Below are 20501 nucleotides of genomic sequence, written 5' to 3'. Positions count from 1 at the left end.
TGTGGCCGCCGCCGGGGCGGAGGGCGGAGCTCAGCGTGAGGCCGGGCCGGTGGTGGTGCCGACGCGGAACCGACAGGTGAGATGCTGCGTGATCCCCGGTTCGCCTCGCAGCATGCGGGCGACCTGCTCCCCCGCCGCGCGGCCCTTCTCGACGGCCGGCTGCACGCTCGTCGTGAGGGTGAGGTCGCCGAGACCGTCCAGCGCGATACCGTCGAAACCCGCGACGGAGAGGTCTTCGGGGACGCGGAGTCCCTTCTCCTCGGCCGCGCGGATGACCCCGACGGCCAGCAGGTCGCTCTGGGCGAGCACCGCGGTCGGCCGGGTGGCGGGGTCCGCGAGCAGCATCCTGCCGACGCGCACGCCTTCGTCGATGAGGCTGCCGGATGCCGAGATCGCCGGAGCGTCGGGGAACACCTCCCGGGTGCCGGCCAACCGGTGGACCGTGACGTCGACGGTCGCGTTGGCGAGACGCTCCGGTGTGACGGCTGCACGCTCGCGGTCGCTGTCGAGCGGCAGGGTGACCAGGGCGACATCGCGGTGGCCGAGGTCGCGCACGTGCTTCGCGATGTCGGCGGAGGCTGCCGCGTTGTCGAGCGTGACGCGCGGGATCGCCTCTCCGGCGTCGCCTTCGATCACGACGACCGGGAGCCCCCGGCCGACGACCACCTCGAGGGATGCCCGTGTGCGTCCGGAGCAGCCGATCAGCACGACCGCGTCGACGGGGGCATCGGCGATCGCCGTGCCCTCCCCCGGCTCGTCGCGCATCAGCAGGATGCCGGCGCTGAGTTCGGCGAGTCCGTCGGTGAGGCCGTCCATCATGGCCGTCGTCACGGGGTCGAGGAAGGCCGCACGCAGGTGTCCTTCGAGCACGACGGCGACGATGCCGCTGCGTCCGCGGCGCAGGGAGGCGGCGCGGGGATCCGGTCCGGCGTAGCCGAGCTCGGCGGCTGCGGCGAGCACGCGCTCGCGCGTCGCGGGGGCCACCTTGGCCTTGCCGCTGAAGACGACCGAGGCGGTGGACGTGGCCACGCCCGCCTCGCGTGCGACGTCGGCGATCGTGGGCCGACGCGGCGTCTCCTGACTGCTCATGCTTCGAGGATAGCTCGCTTCCGCTCCCCCGGGTCGAATCGATTCGATAGGCTGTCCGGCATGGAAGCAGTCCTGACCCGTTCGCAGTTCGTCCGCTGGCGCGCCGCGATCTTCGCCATCTTCCTGGCGAGCGGCCTCTCGATCGCGACCTGGGCGTCGCGCGTGCCGGGGATCAAGCAGGCGCTCGAGCTCGACAACGCGCAGGTCGGGATGCTGCTTCTCGGCATGGGTGTCGCCTCGATCATCGGCATCTCGACGAGCCCCGCGGTGATGGCGCGCACCGGCGCCCGCCGCGGCATGCTGGCGGCGATGCTCCTGTTCGCGCTGGGCATCGCACTCGTGGGCCTCGGCGCGACGGTGTTCGGCTCGGTGGCCGTCGTCCTCCTCGGCATGGCCCTGTTCGGATTCGGCAACGGCTGCGTCGACGTGATGATGAACGTCGAGGCCACCGCGATCGAGCAGCAGATGGGCCGCACGATCCTCCCCGTCTTCCACGCCTTCTTCAGCTTCGGAACCGTCCTCGGCGCCGGCATCGGCGCCCTCGCCGCCCACCTCGCGATCGATGTCGCGACGCACGCGGTGTCCATGGGCGTGCTGATCGCCGTGATCGCGGTGGTCTGCTTCTTCCAGGTGCCGGTGCGCGAGGCCGCCCTCGACCCGGAGGATCACGTCAAGCCGCCGTTCCGCGAGCGCATGCACACCGCGCTCGAGGCCTGGCGCGAACCCCGCACCTACCTGATCGGCGTCGTCATGCTCGGCATGTCGTTCGCCGAGGGCGGCGCCAACGACTGGATTGCGCTCGGCACCGAACAGGGTCATGGTTTCGCCGAGGGCACGGGAGCCGTGTCGCTCGCGGTGTTCTCCATCGGGATGACGACGGTGCGCCTTTTCGGCGGCCCGCTCGTCGACCGATTCGGACGCGTCGCGGTGCTGCGCATCCTCGCCGTCGCCGCGGCATCGGGGATCCTGCTGTTCATCCTCGCGCCCACCTTCCCGCTGGTGCTCGTCGGCGCGGCGCTCTGGGGCATCGGGGCCTCTCTCGGCTTCCCTCTCGGCATGTCCGCCGCCGCAGACGACCCGGCCAAGGCGGCGGCTCGCGTGAGCGCGGCCGCCACGATCGGCTACATCTCGTTCCTCGGCGGACCGCCCGTGCTCGGCGTCATCAGCGAGCACATCGGCCTGCTGAACACCCTGTTCATCCTGGTCGCCCTGGTCGTCATGTCCGGGCTGTTCTCGGGCGCCGCCCGCCCGCTGCGCGACGACGAGAAGACCCCGGCGGCGAGCACAGAGCAGCGCTGAGCGCTCAGCCCTCGCGGCTTCGCACGATCGCTGCCGCGTGCGAGCGGCTGCGCGCGCCGAGCTTGGTCAGCACGTTCGACACGTGCGTCTTCACCGTGGGCACCGAGATGCGCAGCCGTGCCGCGAGCTGCGCATTCGACCACCCCTGCAGGATGCCGTCGAGGACCTCCCGTTCCCGAACGGTCAGATCGGTCCGCTCCGCCGTACTCGCTGCCGGTGACGGCGCCGCCACGCCCTGGACCACTGCGGCCAGCGCGCGACGCGTCACCCGAGGGTCGAGCGCGCCCTCTCCGGCAGCGACGGAGCGCACCGCCTGCACGAGCGCGGGCGCATCGACCGTCTTGAGGAGGAAGCCGACCGCACCCGCGCGTATCGCCCCGAGGACGAGCTCATCCTCATCGAAGCTGGTCAGCACGAGCACGTCGCCGAGTCCGCGCGCGACGATCTCCCGGGTGGCGGACACGCCGTCTCTGCCGGGCATCCGCAGATCCATGAGCACCACGTCGGGGCGCAGCGCGGCCGCGTTGCGCACGGCGATGTCGCCGTCCGCCGCCTCGCCGACCACGGTGATCCCGTGCGCCTCGAGCATGATTCGCAACCCCGCCCTGATGGCGCCGTGATCGTCGGCGAGCAGCACGGTCGGCGCGCTCATACCCGCACCTCGAGCGGAAGCCGGCCCTCGACCGACCATCCGTCCGGGGCGGGGCCCGCCGTGAAGAATCCGCCGAGCGCTCCCACGCGCTCCCGCAGCATCTGCAGGCCCCAGCCTTCGCCTCCGTGCGCGGCCGCGGCGCTGGCCACACCTCCACGGGACCGAACGCGCACCTGGACCTCGGCGTTCCTCTCCACGATCTCGATGTCGACCTCGGCGCCGCCCGCGTGCCGGATGCAGTTCGTCAGGGCTTCCCGCACGATGCGGACCACGGCCTGTTCTGCGGCGGCTCCGAGCTCCGGCACGTCCGGGGCGTCGAAGCCGACGACGAGCCCCGCACGCTCGGCATCGCGCACGATGCCGTCGAGATCGGCCCAGCGCGGTGTGGCCACGAGGGCGCCGTCGCCGCGGCGGAGCACCGAGATCATCGACCGCAGGGCTCCATGCGCATCCAGGCCCGCATCGCGCACGGCCTGGAGCGCTTCGCGGTCCTTCGTCTGGTCGGGCGTCGTGGAGAGAGCAGCCTCCGCTCGGATCGCCATCGCCATCACATGACCGGCCACCACGTCGTGCAGCTCGCGCGCCATCGCCTCGCGCTCGCGCTGCACGGCCTCGGCGCGGTCGCGCTCGGCGACAGCCGCGGCGTCCTCCGCGCGCTGACGGTGCAGCTCGGCCAGCTCGTGCGCCTGGGAGACGGCGACCGCCCACCAGTAGTCCGTGCCGAAGATCGCGCCGAACTGCACCCCGATGAGGAAGGCGACGGCGAAGGGCATGTCGGTGAAGAGCCAGGCGACGATGAAGAGGATGACCGTCGAGGCACTGAGGAGCACCAGCAGAGTGCGACGACGTCGTGGGCCGGCGAGGAACACCGCGGTCCACAGCACGTCGAGCAGCACGAAGAGCGTCCCGATGCCGCCGACCGTGAGGAGGTCGGCGACGAAGAGGATCGTCACGATGCCGAGCACGGTCATCGGCAGGCGTCGCTTGACGAGCGCGAGCGCACAGGCCGGAAGCGCGAAGGCGAGCGCCCACCACGGCGACACCGGCCCCGACAGGAGGGAGAACGAGCCCCAGACACCGCGGAATCCGAGCGCGGCCATCACGACGGCGAGGAGCGCCATCCCGGCGGGGTCCGCCCACCCGCGGTGCCGGCGATACCAGGCACCGATGCCGCCGTCGACCTGCTCGTGCATGACCTCATGCAACCACGGCACGGCTGGGGTCGCATCCGTCGAAGGGATGAGGAGCGCACGACGAAGGGTACTTTCGCCCGATCCGCCGCCGCCCCCGCCCCGGCGACAGTGGAGCCATGGAACTCTTCGGCGGGCTCCCGCTCCCCCTCTCCCTCGCGCTGCTGGCGCTGATCGACGGGCTCAGCGTCGGCACACTCCTCATCCCGGTTTTCCTCCTGCTGCACCCCGGGCGGGTGCGCGCCGGACGCATCCTCCTCTACCTCGTGACGATCGCGGCCTTCTACCTCGCCGTCGGCCTCCTCTTCCTGTGGGGGCTGGTGAACCTCGTCGATGTCGCGTCGGACTTCCTCGCGTCACCGACCGGCCTGGTCGTCCGCCTCCTCGTCGGAGCCGCGCTCCTGATCACCGCGTTCGTGATGCCGACGGGTGACACGCAACCGAAAGGTGCCTCCGCTGTCCCCGCGAGTCCGGCCGTCGCGCCGGCGCAGGTCTCCCCGTGGACGGGGATGCCCGTGCGCGATGCCCCTGCTCCGGTATCGGCGACTCCGCTCCCGGCGTCGCCCGCTGCGGATCAGGCCGGAACAGCGACCGTCCGCCCCGGCCGCATAACACGCTGGCGTGAGCGCCTGCTCGATCCGCGTACCCGTGGCACCGCCGTCATGGCCGTCGCGATCGCCGCCGGGGTGGTGGAAGTCGCCACGATGCTCCCGTACATCGTCGCGATGACGATGCTCGCGGATGCCGCCGTCGACACCCCGCTGCGTGTGCTCGCACTCGCGGGCTACTGCGCCCTGATGATCCTGCCGGCGATCGTCCTGCTCGTCCTGCGCATCGTCGCCGCTCCCCTCGTTCAGCGCCCGCTGGAGCGCTTCGCGGCGTGGATGGAGCGCACCGGCGCGGAGAACACCGCCTGGATCATCGGCATCATCGGGTTCCTCATCGCCCGCTCCGCGGCCACCGAACTCGGACTCTTCGACGCACTCGGCGGCTTTCTCGGCAACTGATCGCCACGCAGCCCGACGCGGCGACCAGAAGGACTTCGACGAAGTAGGCTCGACGGGTGCGTCTCGTCATCGCCCGCTGCTCGGTCGACTACACCGGTCGGCTCAATGCCCATCTCCCGCTCGCCACGCGTCTGCTCGTGCACAAGGGAGACGGGAGTCTGCTCGTGCACTCCGACGGCGGCAGCTACAAGCCGCTGAACTGGATGAGCCCGCCGTGCTCGCTGTCGAGCGAGGAACCGGGCGAGGAGGAGGCGAGCGCCGGCGTCGTCGAGGTCTGGCGCGTCACCCACAAGAAGACGGGCGATGCGCTGCGGGTGCAGATCTACGAGATCATCCACGACACCTCCCACGAGTTGGGCCTCGATCCGGGACTCCAGAAGGACGGCGTCGAGGCCGACCTGCAGCGGCTGCTCGCCGAGCAGGTGGAGCGCATCTCCGAGGGCGCGACCCTCGTGCGCCGCGAGTATCCGACGGCCATCGGCCCGGTCGACCTGCTGGTGCGCGATGCCGACGGCGCCGCGATCGCGGTGGAGATCAAGCGCCGCGGCGACATCGACGGCGTCGAGCAGCTGACCCGCTACCTCGAGCTTCTCGGCCGCGACCCGCACCTCTCCCCCGTGCAGGGCGTCTTCGCGGCACAGGAGATCAAGCCCCAGGCCCGTGTGCTCGCCGAGGACCGCGGCATCCGCTGCCTGGTGCTCGACTACGACGACATGAAGGGCATCGAGTCGGGCATCCCCCGCCTGTTCTGAGCCTCTGCCGTCTGACCCCCGCACGGATCAGCGAGCCGCCATCAGGCGCGGCGTCGGTCCCTCGAGCCGAGCGACCGCGATCTTCACCTCGGTCATCTCGAGCTCGACAAGACGGAGCCGCTGATCGACCCGGTCGAACCGTTCATCGATCCGCTCGAACCGTTCATCGATCCGCTCGAACCGTTCATCGACCCGTTCGAAGCGGCGGTCGATGCGATCGAACCGCAGTTCGAGCTTCACATCCTGCGCTTCGAAGCGCGCGTCCATCCGAGTGATCATCCAGCCGAACCCGCTGACGATCGCGACCAGAGTCGCCGCTGCTGTCGCCAGCATCGTGATGACTTCCACCGACACGTACATTCCCCCATTCTGACCTGCAACTCCGCTCTTGTCACGACCTTATATGAGGACATTGCGCTCTCACATAAGGTGTGAACAAGCTTTTTCGGAGCACAGCTGTGCAGGAGGAATGGCCCTCGCCGCCGGGCCCATAGGCTGGAGGCATGCCCCACTCCCCCTATTCCTGCGTGCTGTGGGACGTCGACGGCACGATCATCGATGCGTCCGTCGGCATCCTCCGCCGGCTGAACGTCGCCCTCACCCATTTCGGCCGGCCGGCGCCGACGCGTGAGGAACTGGTGCACTGGATCGGGCCACCCATGTTCCAGTCGTTCCAGGACCAGGCGGGCATGACCCCCGAGGAGTCCCGCGAGGCGGTCACGTTCTATCGCACGCTCGGCAAAGCCGACGGCTACACCACCGATGTGGCCACGTACCCCGGCGTCACGGACCTCATCCACGAACTGGCGGCGGCGGGCATCCCGCAGGCGACGGCCAGCTCGAAGCCGGAGCACCAGGTCGACGCACTCGTCGACCACTTCGGCCTCCGCCCGTCGTTCCTGACGACCGTCGGCGCCACACCCGATGAGGCGACGCTCGCCTCGAAGACCGACATCGTCGCCGAGGCGCTGCGCCGGCTCCGCGAGCTCCGTGCCGACACGTCACGACCGGTGCTCATCGGCGACCGGCACCACGATGTCGATGGCGGCAAGGCCAACGGCGTCCCCGTGATCTTCGTCGGGTGGGGATTCAGCGACGCACACGAGGGCGACGAGGCCGAGTTCTGTGTGACGAGCGTGGCCGAGCTGCGCGCTCTCCTGATCGACTGACGCCGGCACCGGCGACCCGCGCGCATCCGGCGGTTGCCGTGCCGGCACATCGGAGCGACCCATCAGAAGCACAGAACTCCCCGCCGGATGACGCCATCATGGCGCTCCGGTCGGGGAGTACGTGTTCCCGGCCCGTCTCAGACGGGGCGGATGTTCTCTGCCTGCAGGCCCTTCGGACCCTGTGCCACATCGAACTCGACTCGCTGGTTCTCTTCGAGAGACCGGTAGCCGGATGACTGGATGGCGGAGTAGTGCGCGAAGACGTCAGCGCCTCCGTCGTCGGGGGAGATGAAGCCGAAGCCCTTCTCCGAGTTGAACCACTTGACCGTGCCCTGGGTGCTCATGTACTGCCTGTTCTGCTGATGAAGAAGCCGACGCAGGGGTGCCCCGACATCGCTAACGCTAGTGGAGGAGCCCCCGAGCGGAATAGCCGCTGCAAGAAGGTAATCCAAATGTTGCACGAGCGGCACACGGCCGTCATCCGGCGGATTCCCGGGGCGCGCGAACGCACGACGCCCAGAAAATGGTGTGGCCCTCACCGCGGGGGGAGCGATGAGGGCCGAAGACGACCGGAGGGTGCGTCAAGAACAGCCTAACTCCTTTTCGGAGCGCTTGTCCCCCTTTTGGGGGACAAATCCGAAAATCAGTGCGCGGAGGGCGATAGCGACCCCCTCGAGCGGTCCATTGGGGACTGAACCACTCGAGGGGGCCCAATCGCATGCACGGATCGTCTTGCCCCTGGGGTGGGCCGTTCGTCTCCTGGGGAGAGACGAAGACGATCAATCCCCGTGTGCATGCACTTTCACCATAGGGGAGGACGCACCGTCTCGTCACGGACCTCGTCCTGGTGAGATCGACCGAGGTCAGCCGCCGCTCGCCCGGCGCCGAGACGACGCGGAGGTAGCCTGATGCGGTGACGCTGCTCAACAAGGACATGACGCTCTGCATCTCGCTGTCGGCGCGGCCGAGCAACAACGGGACGCGCTTCCACAACCACCTCTACGAGGCGCTCGGACTCAACTGGATCTACAAGGCCTTCGCTCCGATCGACCTCGCCCAGGCCATCGCCGGCGTGCGCGGACTCGGCATCCGCGGCTGCGCGATCTCCATGCCGTACAAAGAAGACGTGATCGCGCTGGTCGACCGGATGGACCCCTCGGCGACCGCGATCGATTCGGTCAACACGATCGTGAACGATGCGGGCGTGCTCACGGCGTACAACACCGACTACTCCGCGATCGCGCAGCTGATCGCGCGCAACGAGCTGGATCCTGCTGCCTCCGTGTTGCTGCGGGGCTCGGGCGGCATGGCCAAGGCGACCGCAGCCGCCTTCCGCGACGCCGGCTTCGCGAATGTCACCATCGTCGCTCGGAACGAATCGAACGGGCGCGCGCTGTCCGACCTGTATGGATTCCACTGGCGAGCGGACGCGTCCGATTCGACGGCGGACATCCTCGTCAACGTCACCCCGATCGGCATGGCCGGCGGTTCGGAGGAGCACGCCCTGTCGTTCTCGGAGGCGGCGATCGCTGCGGCATCCGTCGTCTTCGACGTCGTCGCGCTGCCCGCGGAGACACCCCTGATCATCGCGGGTCGCGCCGCCGGCAAGACCCTGATCACCGGTGCCGAAGTCGCGACCCTGCAGGCGCTCGAGCAGTTCGTGCTCTACACCGGAATCCGTCCGAGCGCGGCGCAGGTGCAGGCGGCCGAGGAGTTCATGCGCGCCGGAACCGCGTGATCGGGAGCCCGATACATCGGTACCCTTGGCGCATGAGCGCGCCTCGCACCGCACGAAGGACCACCATCCGCCGCACACCTGCCGCCCTGGCCACGGCGGCGATCGTCGCACTGGTGCTGGCAGCCTGCACGGGTGGGGGAGAAGAGCCCGCCCCCGACGGCAGCCAGGGCTTTCCCGACGACGGCTGCACGCACATCACCGTGGCGACCTCGTCGGAGAAGGTCAACATGCTCGACGAGCTGGCGGCCGCGTTCAAGGACTCCCCGGAGCACGAGTCGCTCGACACCTGCGCCACCGTGCGGCCGACGAACGTCTCGTCCGGCAACGCCGCCAGCTACCTGACATCCGGCGAGGACTGGCCGAGCGACGACCGCGCACTGTGGCCCACCCTGTGGTCGCCCGCCTCCACCGTCTGGACCGACCGCGTCGCGGCGGCCGCCTCGCAGAACCTCGTCGGCACACCCGCATCCTTCACCCGCACCCCCGTCGTTTTCGGTATGCCCGAGCCGATGGCCAAGGCGCTCGGGTGGCCGGACAAGCCGATCAGCATCACCGACCTCGAAGGCCTGTGCCAGGACCCCGACGGCTGGGGGAGCGTGGGCAAGGACATCTGGGGCGCCTTCAAGATCTCGAAGACGAACCCGAACACCTCGACCACCGGGCTGTCGACCATCCTGATGCAGTCGTACGAGGCGTCCGGCAAGGCGGAGGGGCTGACCTCGGCCGATGTGGATGCCGCGGCCGACTTCTCCCGCGTGTTCGAGGAGTGCGTGATCCACTACGGCGACACCACGGGCAACGTGCTGTCGACGCTGTACGACGAGACGCAGAACGGCGCCAACGGTTCGGCCTACGTCTCGGCGGTCGCGCTCGAGGAGACCTCGCTGCTCAACTACAACAAGGGCAACCCCGACTCGCACACCGTGCAGCCGGGAGAGACCCTGGTCCCACCGAAGACCAAGCTGGTCGCGGTGTACCCCGCGGGCGGGTCGATGTGGTCGGACAACCCCGTCACCGTGCTCGGTGCCGACTGGGTGACGCCGGAGCAGCGCACGGCGGGTGAGGCCTTCGCCGCGTTCCTGCAGACCGAGGCCGCGCAGACGATCCTTCCCGAGTACGGCTTCCGTCCGCTCGACGAATCGGTCCCCCTGGGCGACCTGTTCACCGCGAACTTCGGTGTCGATCCCGCACAGCCCGCCGTGACGCTGCCGAAGCCCGAGGTCGACGTGATCTCCACCGCGATCGACCAGTGGACGCAGGTTCGCAAGCCCTCATCGGTGCTCGAGCTCATCGACATCTCCGGCTCCATGGACGAGCCGATCGGCGACGGCCGCTCCCGGCTCGACGGGGCGATCCAGGGCGCCCAGACGACGCTCGACCATTTCCGTTCCACCGACGAGGTCGGCGTCTGGGCGTTCACCACCGGCGTCTCCTCCGACGAGGGCGAGAACATCGAGGTGCTCCGCGGGGTCACTCCGCTGGGCGCCGACGGCGAGAAGCTCGACTCCTCCCTCGACGACCTCCGCTACGCCGAGCGCAACGGCACACCGCTGTACGACGCGGTGCTCACGGCGTACGAGGCCATGAGCGAGCGCGCCGAGCCCGGACGGATCAACGCGATCGTGGTGCTGTCGGACGGCGAGGACACCGACTCGACGACATCCCTCGACTCGCTGATCGCGAAGATCGGCAAGAGCACGAAGGAGGGCGGAACCGATGCCCCGGTGCGGATCTTCCCCATCGCGTACAGCTCGGCCGCCGACACCTCGGTGCTGCAGCGGATCGCCGATGCCACCGGCGGCCAGATGTTCGACGCGTCGGACGCCGAGCGCATCGACCTCGTCTTCGCCTCCGTGATCAACAACTTCTGAGGTGGGAATGATCAGCTCCACGGCATCCGACCCGAGCGGGGTCACCGACGCGATCGCCGCCCTGCAGTCCGGCGACGTCTACGTCGCCCCCGGCGTGCAGGGGCAGTCGGCGATGACCGATGCCCTGTCGGCCGCCGTGCCGGGGGACCGGACGATCGCCGTCGTGGTGCTGCCGGAGGATGCCGACCTGGGCACCGTCTACCCGCTGGAACTGCTCGACCGGCTCAGCGAGCGAGTGCCGCAGACGACCGTCGTGCTCGCCGTGGGCGACGACCTGCAGGCGGGCTCCACCGTGATCGACAGCAACGACGTGCTGCGGATCGCCAACGAGAACGAAGCGGCGGCGGGAGGCGACACCCAGACCGCTCTCGTCGAGACCGTGCAGCAGATCGTCGAGGAGAATCCGTCCTCCCCGGGCCTGGAAGCCGGGGGAGGGACCGACTGGCTGCTGCCCGTCGTGATTGGCGGAGCCGTCCTGCTCGCAGCCGGCGGCACGGCGATAGGACTGCTCGCCCGTCGCCGTCGCACGCCGAAGACCGCGGTGGATCCTGTTCCTCCCGGCATCCGCCTGCGGGTGGACCGGCTGCGCGAGCTGCGGGTCGATTATGCGAACCTCCCGGGCAACCCTGTGGCCACGGAGACAGCCGCGGGCATCGAGGCGCTCGCCTCCCACGTCGAGCAGCTCTTCGTACGACTCGACGCCAAGGCGGAGACCGACCAGGTCGCACTGGCCGAGGCGGAGTACTCCGACAAGCTCGCCCGCCTCGTCGCCGCGCTGGAACGCGACTATCTGCTCGACCTGCTCACGCGGCCCGACCTGTGGGATGCACCGGAGGAGCGCGTCGCCGAGGTGCGCGAGGCACTGGCGGCCGTCACGACGCAGATCATCGACAACATCAAGCAGGTCAACGCCCGAAAGGGCCTGCTGTTCCAGGTGTCGCTCGACTCGCTCATCGGCCGGTCGGAGCTGCGCGACTGGGAGCGGCAGTTCAAGAAGAACTCGGGGGAGTGACCTCGCCCGACGCCCTGCCGTCGCCTCCCGCTCGGCCCTCGGCGAGGTAGGCGAGCCGGTGCAGCGTCTCGGCGTTGCGCCAGCGCAGCATCGGCGTCGTGAGGAAGCGGGGGATGAGCACCGCCGGCCCCTTCACGGGTTCCTCGTCGATGCGCACCTGACAGCCCGATGCCGTCGTGCGCGCGCGCAGAGTGACCTTGGCCTCGCCCATCGGCCAGCCCCGGGCGATGAGCACCATCCGGTGCGGCGGCTCCCACTCCCGCACCTCGGTCCTGTCGTCGAGCAGCGCCGGCCACACGCCGAAGGAGTGGTGCAACTGCGCGCCGACCGCCGGCCAGGAGGCATCGACGTCGCGCATCCGCGAGGCACCGACCACCCATCCGGGATACAGCCAGCCGTTCGCGAGCACCCGGAACACGTCATCCGTGGTGCAGGCCAGGTCACGAGTGTTCGTCGCCATGGTTCCTCCGTCCGCGATCATCCTGCACGCCCGCGGCCGACCGCAGAAGACGCTTGACACGGAGCGCGGTACTTCTGTCAACCCGGTTGGCGGCGGCGCATCGTTCGACGAGCGTGGGCCGACACGGACCGATGATCGGAGGACACCATGAAGGCACTCACCTGGCAGGGGAAGCGGAGCGTGACGGTCGAGGAGGTCGCCGATCCGGTCATCCAGGAGCCCACGGACGCCATCATCCGTGTCACCTCCTCCGCGATCTGCGGATCGGATCTGCACCTGTACGAGCTGCTCGGCCCCTTCCTCGACCGCGGAGACATCCTCGGCCATGAGCCGATGGGCGTCGTCGTCGAGGTCGGCGCGGGCGTCACGAAGCTGTCGGTCGGCGACCGTGTGGTGATCCCGTTCAACATCTCGTGCGGCGAGTGCTTCCTCTGCCGGCGCGGACTGCAGTCCCAGTGCGAGACCACGCAGGTGCGGGAGTACGGCAGCGGGGCGGCGCTGTTCGGCTACACGAAGCTCTACGGCCAGGTGCCGGGCGGACAGGCCGAGTATCTGCGGGTGCCGCTCGCCGACTACAACCACATCCCCGTGGCGCCCGACCTGCCCGACGAGCGCTACCTCTTCCTCAGCGACATCCTTCCCACGGCCTGGCAGGGGGTCGAGTACGCGCAGGTGCCGGAGGGCGGGACGCTCGCCGTGATGGGCCTCGGGCCGGTCGGCCAGTTCGTGTCGCGCGTCGGACGGCACCGCGGGTATCGGGTGCTCGCGGTCGACCCGGTACCGGAGCGGCGGGCGATGGCGGAGCGTCACGGCATCGAGACGTTCGACCTGACCGACACCGTGGTCGAGGAGCTGCGGGACCTGACCGAGGGACGCGGCGCCGACTCGGTGGTGGATGCCGTGGGGCTCGAGGCGCACGGCAACTCGGGAGTCGAGTTCCTGCAGAAGGCGGTCGGCCTCCTTCCCGACCCCGCTGCTCGCCAAGTGTTCGACAAGGCGGGCGTCGACCGGCTCGCCGCCGTCTACGCCTCGATCGACGTCGTGCGCCGCGGCGGAACCGTGTCGCTGAGCGGTGTGTATGCAGGGGACGCCGACATCATGCCGATGAAGACCCTGTTCGATAAGCAGATCACCCTGCGGATGGGGCAGTGCAACGTGAAGAACTGGGTCGACGACCTGCTGCCGCTCGTGGAGGATCCCGCTGATCCGCTCGGCGTCATGGACCTGACGACGCATCACGCACCCCTCGAGGACGCGCCCGACCTCTACCGCACGTTCCAGAAGAAGGAGGACGGCTGCATCAAGGTCGTCCTGCATCCGTCGACCGTCTGAGGGCGGAGGGGCTCAGGCTCGGCTGCCGGGGTCCCCGTCGTCGCGGTTCGCCTCGTCGACGTCGGCACGGCGGGTGCCGATGCCGGGTTCGTCATTGTGAGTCGACTCGTCCGGGACCGACGAGCGCGACTCGGGGTCGACACGCACCGCCTCCACAGCCCCGGAGTCGGCGCCGGCGCCCCCCGCCGGCACGCCGTCGGCCGGAGCGGAGTCGCCGGTCCCGCGTTCGGCCAGGTGCGCGGCGATGCTGTCGCGGGCAGCATCTGGCATGTCGTCGTGCTCGTGGGCAGGTGGCTGATCAGGATTCGACATCGTGGTCTCCTCTCTCGGAACGACCACGATCCGCCGCTTCCGGCCGCAGCACACGCCCGTTGACAGCGGTGCCGGCGCTGGCGTATCACTCTCCGCTCCCAGGTTCGCCATCTATAATGTTAGGCGGTGTTGTCGGGACGCGGTCCCGAAGACCGACAGGGGGAGAATCATGGCCGAACGAACCGCGCTGGCGGGCGCACCCGCCTCCAGAAGACTCAGGCGCGGGTGGATCGCACTCATCGTGGTGGTCATCCTCGTGGTTGTCGGCGCGGCCGTGGTGTGGTTCGGCGTCAAGAAGCTCCCCGGCACGCACTATGCAGAGCTCGACGACACCGATCAGCGCATGTTCACGTCTTTGAGCACCCTCTACAAGCAGTTCCAGGCCGACCCTGCGGCGATCTGGTCGACGGGCTACCGTTTCGACGAACAGCCCCTGACACTGATCCGCCGCGACGAGGTGGGCGGTGTCATCTGGCACTATGCCTACCTCATCAACATGTCGGACGTGATCGACACCACGGGAATGCAGAAGATCGACTTTCCCGACGGCTCCTTGCCGGAGGATGTGCGCGTGACCAAGACCCTCGGGACAGCATCATTGCCGTTCTGGGCGCCTTTCAATTTCACCATCGAGACGCTCGGGGACACTCCCGTGCTGACCTTCAAGTACTCCGCCGACGTCCTGGACGGAGCCGGCGACCCTGCCCACGAATTCGGGACTTTCCTGCTCCATGAAGCCTTCCACGTGGGCAAGCAGCAGGAATGGACGTATGACCGCGGGGCGGAGGGCGACCGCATCTTCGACTACCCGACGTCAGCCGAGCAGCTGGCAATGCTGCGCACCGAGTTCGCGATCCTCGATTCCGCCACTGGTGTCACAGATCCCGCCCGCATGGAGATCGCCGCCCACGACCTCGCGCAGATCCGCGTCGCACGTTATGAGAAGTGGCCGGAATTGCGCGTGCAGGACAACACCGAGGCGATCGAAGGCACGGCGAAGTATGTCGAACGACGCATGTCCGACCTCACGCATGGCGATATCAACATCCTTACGACCCAGCCCGGCGGGACCGCGACCTTCGTGTCTGTTCTGGACTACATCGAGGAAAACGAGCAGTTCGAGATCCTGGAACGCGACATCGCTTACGAAACAGGTGCCCAGCTGGGCTACATGCTCGACGTGATCGAGCCGACCTGGAAGCAGAAGATCGAACCCGCGCCGACCGGTGAGGGCTTGACGCCGTTCCAGACGCTCCAGCGCCGTGTCTCGGTCGAAACCGCGCCCACGCCGCAGGAGATTCTCGAGATCCAGGCTCGGTACCCGTGATCATCGGCCGAGGGACACTTCACGTCGTGACAATCTAAGCAACTCGGGTTGACATTCTTGCGTCGAGCAACGTAGGTTGACAGCATGGAATCCCTCGATGTCGCACAGATCGCCGCGGACACGACCGACCCACGCGCGGGGCTGCGTGCCGTCGCCTCGCTCCGCACCCTCGCCGACGCACTCGAACTGCGCCAGGTCGAAGCCGGACTCCGCTCCGGCATGAGCTGGCAGGCCATCGCCGATGCCCTGGGCGTCACGAGGCAGGCAGTGCACAAAAAGCACTCGAAGCGGATCGACCCCACCATCACCGTCCCTCGGAGGAACTCATGAGCCGGATCACGCACGCCGCCGCCACGATGCACACCCTCTCGCTCGCGGCGATGGAAGAGGCTTCGCGCTTCGGCGTCCGCGACACCGACATCGATCACCTCCTCCTCGCGCTGACGATCGATTCCGAGACCGGCGGCCAGACCCTCCGCGGAATGGGCGTCAGCCTGGAGGCGGCGCGCGCAGCCGTCGCGGCGCAGCACGCGTCTCAACTCGGGCTCGTGGGCATCGCCACCGATCCGGACAGTCCGGGTCGCATCGTCTTCCACGAGACCAGCGGCTATGAATGGACGGATCGCGCGATCACGGTGCTGAAAGACGCGTCGAGCGGCGAGCGGCGCGGTGACTCGGCAGCCGTGCTCCGCGCTCTGGTCGACGAGCCGAGCGGGCTCATCGACCAGATCCTGAGACGACTCGATGCCGATCCCGACACTCTGCGAACCCGGCTGGACGAGGTGCAGCGGCTTCGCCTCATCACCCCTGCCCCGGCGGGCCATCAGAACCTCTCCGGTTCCCGCTCGGTCTTCGTGCCTGCGCCGATCGAGGATGTGTGGGCGCTGCTGTCCGCTCCCGCCCGTATCCCCGAGTGGGACCAGGGCATCGCCGCGGTCGATGCGGACGACGAGACGAGCGGGTCGTGGGAGGCGGAGACCGCGACGACCCTGCCCGACGGCAAGCCGATGCAGGTCAAGGATGAGTTCCGGCGCCAGCGCGTGCACATCGCCCAGCGCGAGGAGCCGACGAGCATCCAGTGGCTCTTCACTCACCCCGATGCAGCGCGCTCGAATCCGCGGTCGGTGGCGTTCGCGCTCGAACATGCCGCCGGCGGAATGCAACTCCGCGTGACCCTGACATGGCTGACCCCTCCGAGCCGCGGCGGCCGTCGCATCGTCCGCGTGCTGATGAAGCCGCTCTTTCGCTTCGTGCTCTTCATCCAGCTCACGCAGCTCGAAAGCGGCATCACCCGCGTCTTCCGCTGACGCCCGAACGCCGGCGGCGCATCACCCGCATCCGGGACGATGCGCCGCCGGCCGGGCCGGATCCCCGTCAGCCCTTCGCGCCCTTGCGGGGCTTGATGAACTCGGCTGGTGCGTTCTTCTCCCGCTTCGCAGCTCGCTTCTCCTTGAGCGAGAGCTGCGGCGCCTTCTTGCTGTCGCGACCCTGGATGGACTTTCCGGACATGGTTACTCGCTTCCCCTTCGGTGGCTGGCGTAACCTCCGACCATAGCCAGCGCCCAGCGGAAGTCAAATTTCCTCCTGATCGGGAAATTTTTGCTAAGCTTGTGGAGTCAGAAAGTGCGTTGACACAACGCTGCGACCGGGACGACCCGCTCGCGGTCATCAGTCGGGGACGGCCCCACCTCGAAGGAGTCCGGCGATGTCACGCACGGAGCTTAAGCAGTTGATCGGCGTCACGGATATCGTCCGAGTCGCCCTCGGATGGGGCGCTTTCGCGGCTCTCCTCCTCCTCCACCCGGTGCTGGCGCCGCCTGTGCCGGGACCTGTCCTCGTGATCGCTCTCCTCGGGATCATCGCCGTGATCCTCGTCTGCGCATTCGGCGTGGTGAAACAGGCCGAGGCCCTCGCACATCGACTCGGCGACCCCTACGGATCCCTGGTCCTGACGCTCTCGATCGTGCTGATCGAGGTCATCCTGATCTCGGCCGTCATGCTCGGACCGGGCGAGCATGCGACCATCGCCCGCGACTCGGTCATGGCCGTCGCGATGATCATCATGAACCTCGTGATCGGTCTGGCACTCCTCCTCGGCGGGCTCCGCCACCGCGGCATGGCCCACAACCGCACCGGCACCTCGGCCTACCTGTCGATGCTGGTGGTGCTGGTCGCCCTCGCGTTCGGACTCCCTGCCCTGATCGGCGCGGACGGTTCGTACACGACGGGGCAGGAGATCCCCATCATCGTGCTCACCCTCGTGCTCTACGCGTTCTTCCTCTACCGGCAGATGGGCGCACAGGCGAGCGACTTCACCGAGGTCGATCCCCGGCTGCTGCAGAGCGCCGAGCGTCAGGAGAAGGCGGAAAACGCCGGCGGGATCCGGCAGGTGCTGGCCGAGCATCGCACGGAGGTCCTCGTGCGCCTCGGGCTCCTGGTGGTCACCGTCATCCCGATCGTGCTCCTGTCGCACGACATGGCGGCGCTGCTCGACGACGGTCTGGGCCGGCTCGGCGCTCCGGTCGCCCTCGCCGGCGTGCTCATCGCCGGCATCGTGTTCCTGCCGGAGTCCATCACGGCGGTGCGGGCAGCACTCGGCGGTGAGGCCCAGCGCGTCAACAATCTGTGCCACGGAGCACTGGTGTCGACGGTGGGCCTCACCATCCCCGCGGTTCTCATCATCGGGATGCTCACCGGTCAGACGGTCGTCCTGGCGGAGTCTCCGGCGAACCTGCTGATGCTCGGCGTCACGCTGCTGCTCTCGGTCACGACGTTCGCGGCGAAGCGGGTGACCGCGATGCACGGCGCCGCGCACCTGGTGACGTTCGCGGTCTACGTGATCGTCCTGTTCAGCTGAGGCGTGCGGCGGGGCATGATCAGGCGATGTCCCGCCGCAGCGGCACCGCCAGGGCGACCAGAGCACCCACGGCCGTGTATCCGAGCAGGATGAGCGCGCCGAGCATCGGCGACACCAGCGGGGCGGCAGCGAGCGGCGTCTGTTCGGAGATCGCATCGGTCAGGAACGTGAAGCGCGTGAGCGACGCCGTCGCGCCGCCGGGCAGGTACGGGTAGAGGGCGTTGACTCCGGGGACGATCATGATCACGTTCTCGAGGAAGTAGAAGTACCCGAGCACGATGCCGATGGCGACGATCTGGTTGCGTGCGAGCGCACCGATCGCCACACCCAGCAGCACGTACACCGCCGAGGCGACCGCCAGCTTGCCGAGAGACTGGAGCAGGTCATCGACGCCGATCGCGAGAGGGACACCGCGCACAGCCGCGGCCGACACGAGGACGAGCCCCGTCGTGAGCGAGGACAGCACCCCGTAGACGAGGCCGACCAGCGCGAACACCACGAGCTTCGCGCCCAGCACCCGCCCGCGGCGCGGTACGGCCAGGAAGGTCGTCCCGATGGTGCGATGCCGATACTCGCCGGTCACGGCCACAGTGCCGATCAGCGCCGGGATGAACAGGGTGACGGTGGAGAGGCCGAGGATCAGGCCCGCACCCTCGGCGGTGTCGATGCCCGGCATGGGCGGGTTGGCGTTCTCCGGCCCGACGATCGCGAGCACCCCGGAGAGGAAGGCGGCGACCACGACGGCCGTGACCGCTGTCCACAGCAGCAACCGGGTCGAGGTGACGCGGATCAGCTCTCCGCGCAGCACGCTCACGCCGCCACCTCCTGGGTGATCTGCAGGAAGGCCGCCTCGAGCGACTCGCGCCCGGAGATCGTCTCGGCGAGCGTCCCGGACCAGCGGACGCGGCCCCGGTCGAGCACCACGACGTCGTCGACCGTGTGCTCGAGCTCGTTCAGCACGTGCGACGACAGCAGAACCGTCCCCCCGGCGTCGGCGAAGTCGCGGAGGAAGGAGCGGAGCCAGGCGATCCCCGCGGGGTCGAGTCCGTTGAGCGGCTCATCGAGCACGAGGATCTCGGGCTCTCCGAGGAGGGCGGTCGCCAGCCCGAGGCGCTGGCGCATCCCGGTCGAGAACGTCCCGATGCGTCGGTCGGCGTACTCGAGAGCGCCGACTTCGGCGAGAGCCTGCTCGACACGCGTCTTCGGCAGCCGACTGAGAGCGGCGTACGTGCGCAGGTGCGCGCGGGCGGTCATCCTCGGGTTCGCGCCGGCGATGTCGATCAGCGCACCCACCGTGCGCGCGGGCGCGTGCAGCGCTCGGTAGGGGACGCCGTCGATGAGCGAGGACCCGGCATCGGGGCGGGCCAGTCCGAGCAGCACCCGCAGTGTCGTCGACTTGCCCGCGCCGTTCGCACCGAGAAGACCCGTGATGCGACCTTTCTCGGCGGCGAAGTCGGCGTCGCACACCGCCTCGACCGTGCCGTAGCGCTTGGTCACACCCGTGACCTCGATGGCTGCCATATCTGATCCCTCCCCGTAAACTGACTACAGAACGAGAACATTATCACAGTGATAATAATGGAGGCGTCCCGTGACCCCAGAGACTTCGATCGCCGACGTCATCCTGCACCCCGTACGCATCCGCATCGTCCAGCAGCTCGGCGGACGCGACCTGACGACCGCCGAGCTCCGCGACGCGATCCCCGACGTGTCGCAGCCCACGCTCTACCGGCATGTCGCCGCCCTCATCGACGCCGGCGTCCTCGCCGTGGCGAAAGAGCGGAAAGTGCGGGGCACGACCGAGCGCACGCTCACCCTCGGCGACCGTATGGCGCACGTGCCGGAGGCCGAGCTGCAGGCGATGAGCGACCTGCAGCTCCGTTCCGCATTCCTCACGTTTCTCGGCGATCTCGCCGGCCGATTCGACCGCTTCGCCGACCAGGAGGCTCCGGGCGCGCGTGGCTTCCTCGGCTTCGGCTCCGTCCCGCTCTATGTGGACGAGGCCGCGCTGGAGCAACTGCAAGCCGGACTGGCCACGCTGATCGCTCCCTACACGACAGAGCAGGGCGAGGGGCGGCGCCGGGTCGGCCTCAGCATGATCGTCATTCCTGAGGACTGACCCCCCGACCGACCAGATCGCCCCGTCGCCGGCGGATCAGGACAGCTCCCGCCAAGAGGAGGAGTGCTCCGAGCGCGGCGTACAACGACGCGGAGGACCCGTCCAGCCCGGTCGCCGGCATCGCGCCGCCGTCACCGCCGCCGCCATCCGGAGTCGGATCCGGAGGCAGCACCGGGTACACGTTCGTGATCGCGGCGACCTGAGAGGTCGGCGGTTCGGCTCCCTCGCTCGCGGGCGTGGTGATCGTCACGCTGATCACACCGTCATTCGGGAGCACCAGGGAAGGTCGCCCGCCACTCCCGGATGCGCGGCATC

Annotated in this window: 24 protein-coding genes; 13 read left to right on the top strand and 11 right to left on the bottom strand. The window is 68.9% G+C overall.

The annotated features are described in order from the left end of the window. Window positions 1–30 precede the first annotated feature (30 nt). Window positions 31–1089 carry a LacI family DNA-binding transcriptional regulator gene (locus ACCO44_RS00440; protein WP_029264132.1) on the bottom strand — a complete coding sequence of 353 codons (1059 nt, stop codon included), beginning with the start codon at window positions 1087–1089 and terminating at the stop codon, window positions 31–33. A 60-nt stretch (window positions 1090–1149) separates the two neighbouring features. Between ACCO44_RS00440 and ACCO44_RS00435 the strand changes: the two genes are divergently transcribed. Further along, a complete protein-coding gene (locus ACCO44_RS00435; RefSeq protein WP_372467813.1) occupies window positions 1150–2388 on the top strand; it encodes an MFS transporter in 1239 nt (412 codons plus the stop codon). A gap of 4 nt (window positions 2389–2392) precedes the next feature. Here ACCO44_RS00435 and ACCO44_RS00430 read toward each other — a convergent pair whose 3' ends face one another. Both ACCO44_RS00430 and ACCO44_RS00425 read right to left on the bottom strand, forming a co-directional pair. Then, window positions 2393–3040, bottom strand: a complete 648-nt coding sequence (locus ACCO44_RS00430) for a response regulator transcription factor (protein ID WP_262002464.1) — start codon at window positions 3038–3040, stop codon at window positions 2393–2395. After that, a complete protein-coding gene (locus ACCO44_RS00425) occupies window positions 3037–4233 on the bottom strand; it encodes a sensor histidine kinase (RefSeq protein ID WP_262002463.1) in 1197 nt (398 codons plus the stop codon). Before ACCO44_RS00425 ends, ACCO44_RS00430 begins: the two co-directional genes overlap by 4 nt. Window positions 4234–4349: 116 nt before the next feature. Here ACCO44_RS00425 and ACCO44_RS00420 point away from each other — a divergent pair, with 116 nt between their 5' ends. Further along, a complete protein-coding gene (locus ACCO44_RS00420) occupies window positions 4350–5237 on the top strand; it encodes a GAP family protein (RefSeq protein ID WP_372467812.1) in 888 nt (295 codons plus the stop codon). Window positions 5238–5293: 56 nt separating this feature from the next. Then, window positions 5294–5989 carry an endonuclease NucS gene (nucS, locus tag ACCO44_RS00415; protein ID WP_029264137.1) on the top strand — a complete coding sequence of 232 codons (696 nt, stop codon included), beginning with the start codon at window positions 5294–5296 and terminating at the stop codon, window positions 5987–5989. Between the two features lie 27 nt (window positions 5990–6016). Here the strand turns inward: nucS and ACCO44_RS00410 are convergent, their stop codons facing one another. Further along, window positions 6017–6349 (bottom strand): response regulator, encoded by a 333-nt coding sequence (locus ACCO44_RS00410; protein ID WP_372467811.1) that lies wholly within the window; start codon window positions 6347–6349, stop codon window positions 6017–6019. 143 nt (window positions 6350–6492) lie between these two features. Here ACCO44_RS00410 and ACCO44_RS00405 point away from each other — a divergent pair, with 143 nt between their 5' ends. Beyond that, on the top strand, window positions 6493–7158 hold the full coding sequence (locus ACCO44_RS00405) for an HAD hydrolase-like protein (RefSeq protein WP_372467810.1): 666 nt from the start codon (window positions 6493–6495) through the stop codon (window positions 7156–7158). Between the two features lie 137 nt (window positions 7159–7295). Here ACCO44_RS00405 and ACCO44_RS00400 read toward each other — a convergent pair whose 3' ends face one another. Continuing rightward, window positions 7296–7502 (bottom strand): cold-shock protein, encoded by a 207-nt coding sequence (locus ACCO44_RS00400; RefSeq protein WP_017203899.1) that lies wholly within the window; start codon window positions 7500–7502, stop codon window positions 7296–7298. Between the two features lie 569 nt (window positions 7503–8071). On the opposite strand from ACCO44_RS00400, the gene ACCO44_RS00395 reads away from it, so the two are divergent. From ACCO44_RS00395 to ACCO44_RS00385, 3 genes are read left to right on the top strand one after another with little or no spacing between them, the layout of a single operon-like run. Further along, a complete protein-coding gene (locus ACCO44_RS00395; protein ID WP_372467809.1) occupies window positions 8072–8896 on the top strand; it encodes a shikimate 5-dehydrogenase in 825 nt (274 codons plus the stop codon). A 32-nt stretch (window positions 8897–8928) separates the two neighbouring features. Beyond that, window positions 8929–10767 carry a substrate-binding domain-containing protein gene (locus ACCO44_RS00390; RefSeq protein WP_372467808.1) on the top strand — a complete coding sequence of 613 codons (1839 nt, stop codon included), beginning with the start codon at window positions 8929–8931 and terminating at the stop codon, window positions 10765–10767. Window positions 10768–10774: 7 nt separating this feature from the next. Beyond that, window positions 10775–11779, top strand: a complete 1005-nt coding sequence (locus tag ACCO44_RS00385) for a hypothetical protein (RefSeq protein WP_372467807.1) — start codon at window positions 10775–10777, stop codon at window positions 11777–11779. Here ACCO44_RS00385 and ACCO44_RS00380 read toward each other — a convergent pair. Continuing rightward, window positions 11757–12239: an SRPBCC family protein gene (locus ACCO44_RS00380; protein WP_372467806.1), complete on the bottom strand. Its 483-nt coding sequence runs from the start codon at window positions 12237–12239 to the stop codon at window positions 11757–11759. The genes ACCO44_RS00385 and ACCO44_RS00380 overlap by 23 nt on opposite strands. A 147-nt stretch (window positions 12240–12386) precedes the next feature. Here ACCO44_RS00380 and ACCO44_RS00375 point away from each other — a divergent pair, with 147 nt between their 5' ends. Continuing rightward, window positions 12387–13571: an alcohol dehydrogenase catalytic domain-containing protein gene (locus ACCO44_RS00375; RefSeq protein ID WP_262002460.1), complete on the top strand. Its 1185-nt coding sequence runs from the start codon at window positions 12387–12389 to the stop codon at window positions 13569–13571. Between the two features lie 12 nt (window positions 13572–13583). Here ACCO44_RS00375 and ACCO44_RS00370 read toward each other — a convergent pair whose 3' ends face one another. Further along, window positions 13584–13883: a hypothetical protein gene (locus ACCO44_RS00370; protein ID WP_372467805.1), complete on the bottom strand. Its 300-nt coding sequence runs from the start codon at window positions 13881–13883 to the stop codon at window positions 13584–13586. 1 nt (window position 13884) lies between these two features. Between ACCO44_RS00370 and ACCO44_RS00365 the strand changes: the two genes are divergently transcribed. The 3 genes from ACCO44_RS00365 (at window position 13885) to ACCO44_RS00355 (ending at window position 16517) form a co-directional block, all read left to right on the top strand. Beyond that, window positions 13885–15210 (top strand): hypothetical protein, encoded by a 1326-nt coding sequence (locus ACCO44_RS00365; protein WP_372467804.1) that lies wholly within the window; start codon window positions 13885–13887, stop codon window positions 15208–15210. Window positions 15211–15294: 84 nt separating this feature from the next. Beyond that, window positions 15295–15540 (top strand): hypothetical protein, encoded by a 246-nt coding sequence (locus tag ACCO44_RS00360; protein ID WP_372467803.1) that lies wholly within the window; start codon window positions 15295–15297, stop codon window positions 15538–15540. Then, window positions 15537–16517, top strand: coding sequence for a Clp protease N-terminal domain-containing protein (locus ACCO44_RS00355; RefSeq protein ID WP_372467802.1), 981 nt, complete (start codon window positions 15537–15539; stop codon window positions 16515–16517). The genes ACCO44_RS00360 and ACCO44_RS00355 overlap by 4 nt, the downstream gene beginning before the upstream one ends. Window positions 16518–16584: 67 nt before the next feature. On the opposite strand, the gene ACCO44_RS00350 is transcribed toward ACCO44_RS00355, so the two are convergent. After that, the gene (locus tag ACCO44_RS00350) at window positions 16585–16719 is read right to left on the bottom strand and encodes a hypothetical protein (protein ID WP_017829963.1); all 135 of its coding nucleotides are present in this window, start codon (window positions 16717–16719) and stop codon (window positions 16585–16587) included. Between the two features lie 196 nt (window positions 16720–16915). Here ACCO44_RS00350 and ACCO44_RS00345 point away from each other — a divergent pair, with 196 nt between their 5' ends. Next, window positions 16916–18067 (top strand): calcium:proton antiporter, encoded by a 1152-nt coding sequence (locus ACCO44_RS00345; protein ID WP_372467801.1) that lies wholly within the window; start codon window positions 16916–16918, stop codon window positions 18065–18067. 19 nt (window positions 18068–18086) lie between these two features. On the opposite strand, the gene ACCO44_RS00340 is transcribed toward ACCO44_RS00345, so the two are convergent. Together ACCO44_RS00340 and ACCO44_RS00335 are read right to left on the bottom strand one after the other, a co-directional pair. Beyond that, window positions 18087–18881 carry an ABC transporter permease gene (locus ACCO44_RS00340; RefSeq protein WP_372467800.1) on the bottom strand — a complete coding sequence of 265 codons (795 nt, stop codon included), beginning with the start codon at window positions 18879–18881 and terminating at the stop codon, window positions 18087–18089. Further along, entirely contained in the window at window positions 18878–19588 is a 711-nt protein-coding gene (locus ACCO44_RS00335; protein WP_372467799.1) for an ABC transporter ATP-binding protein, read from the bottom strand. Before ACCO44_RS00335 ends, ACCO44_RS00340 begins: the two co-directional genes overlap by 4 nt. Before the next feature lie 70 nt (window positions 19589–19658). Here ACCO44_RS00335 and ACCO44_RS00330 point away from each other — a divergent pair, with 70 nt between their 5' ends. Next, window positions 19659–20186, top strand: coding sequence for a helix-turn-helix domain-containing protein (locus ACCO44_RS00330; RefSeq protein ID WP_029264152.1), 528 nt, complete (start codon window positions 19659–19661; stop codon window positions 20184–20186). On the opposite strand, the gene ACCO44_RS00325 is transcribed toward ACCO44_RS00330, so the two are convergent. Continuing rightward, entirely contained in the window at window positions 20170–20436 is a 267-nt protein-coding gene (locus ACCO44_RS00325; RefSeq protein WP_372467798.1) for an LPXTG cell wall anchor domain-containing protein, read from the bottom strand. The genes ACCO44_RS00330 and ACCO44_RS00325 overlap by 17 nt on opposite strands. Between the last annotated feature and the right edge of the window lie 65 nt (window positions 20437–20501).

The sequence above is a fragment of the Microbacterium maritypicum genome, from assembly GCF_041529975.1.
GTDB lineage: Bacteria > Actinomycetota > Actinomycetes > Actinomycetales > Microbacteriaceae > Microbacterium.
The sequence above is the reverse complement of the archived record's forward strand: the minus strand, read 5'-3'. Positions and strand labels throughout refer to the sequence as shown.

Coding starts and splice junctions, on each gene's coding strand:
- ACCO44_RS00440 (WP_029264132.1), bottom strand. CDS start 1,089: ATGAGCAGTCAGGAGACGCCGCGTCGGCCCACGATCGCCGACGTCGCA.
- ACCO44_RS00435 (WP_372467813.1), top strand. CDS start 1,150: ATGGAAGCAGTCCTGACCCGTTCGCAGTTCGTCCGCTGGCGCGCCGCG.
- ACCO44_RS00430 (WP_262002464.1), bottom strand. CDS start 3,040: ATGAGCGCGCCGACCGTGCTGCTCGCCGACGATCACGGCGCCATCAGG.
- ACCO44_RS00425 (WP_262002463.1), bottom strand. CDS start 4,233: ATGCACGAGCAGGTCGACGGCGGCATCGGTGCCTGGTATCGCCGGCAC.
- ACCO44_RS00420 (WP_372467812.1), top strand. CDS start 4,350: ATGGAACTCTTCGGCGGGCTCCCGCTCCCCCTCTCCCTCGCGCTGCTG.
- ACCO44_RS00410 (WP_372467811.1), bottom strand. CDS start 6,349: ATGTACGTGTCGGTGGAAGTCATCACGATGCTGGCGACAGCAGCGGCG.
- ACCO44_RS00405 (WP_372467810.1), top strand. CDS start 6,493: ATGCCCCACTCCCCCTATTCCTGCGTGCTGTGGGACGTCGACGGCACG.
- ACCO44_RS00400 (WP_017203899.1), bottom strand. CDS start 7,502: ATGAGCACCCAGGGCACGGTCAAGTGGTTCAACTCGGAGAAGGGCTTC.
- ACCO44_RS00390 (WP_372467808.1), top strand. CDS start 8,929: ATGAGCGCGCCTCGCACCGCACGAAGGACCACCATCCGCCGCACACCT.
- ACCO44_RS00385 (WP_372467807.1), top strand. CDS start 10,775: ATGATCAGCTCCACGGCATCCGACCCGAGCGGGGTCACCGACGCGATC.
- ACCO44_RS00380 (WP_372467806.1), bottom strand. CDS start 12,239: ATGGCGACGAACACTCGTGACCTGGCCTGCACCACGGATGACGTGTTC.
- ACCO44_RS00375 (WP_262002460.1), top strand. CDS start 12,387: ATGAAGGCACTCACCTGGCAGGGGAAGCGGAGCGTGACGGTCGAGGAG.
- ACCO44_RS00370 (WP_372467805.1), bottom strand. CDS start 13,883: ATGTCGAATCCTGATCAGCCACCTGCCCACGAGCACGACGACATGCCA.
- ACCO44_RS00360 (WP_372467803.1), top strand. CDS start 15,295: ATGGAATCCCTCGATGTCGCACAGATCGCCGCGGACACGACCGACCCA.
- ACCO44_RS00355 (WP_372467802.1), top strand. CDS start 15,537: ATGAGCCGGATCACGCACGCCGCCGCCACGATGCACACCCTCTCGCTC.
- ACCO44_RS00350 (WP_017829963.1), bottom strand. CDS start 16,719: ATGTCCGGAAAGTCCATCCAGGGTCGCGACAGCAAGAAGGCGCCGCAG.
- ACCO44_RS00345 (WP_372467801.1), top strand. CDS start 16,916: ATGTCACGCACGGAGCTTAAGCAGTTGATCGGCGTCACGGATATCGTC.
- ACCO44_RS00335 (WP_372467799.1), bottom strand. CDS start 19,588: ATGGCAGCCATCGAGGTCACGGGTGTGACCAAGCGCTACGGCACGGTC.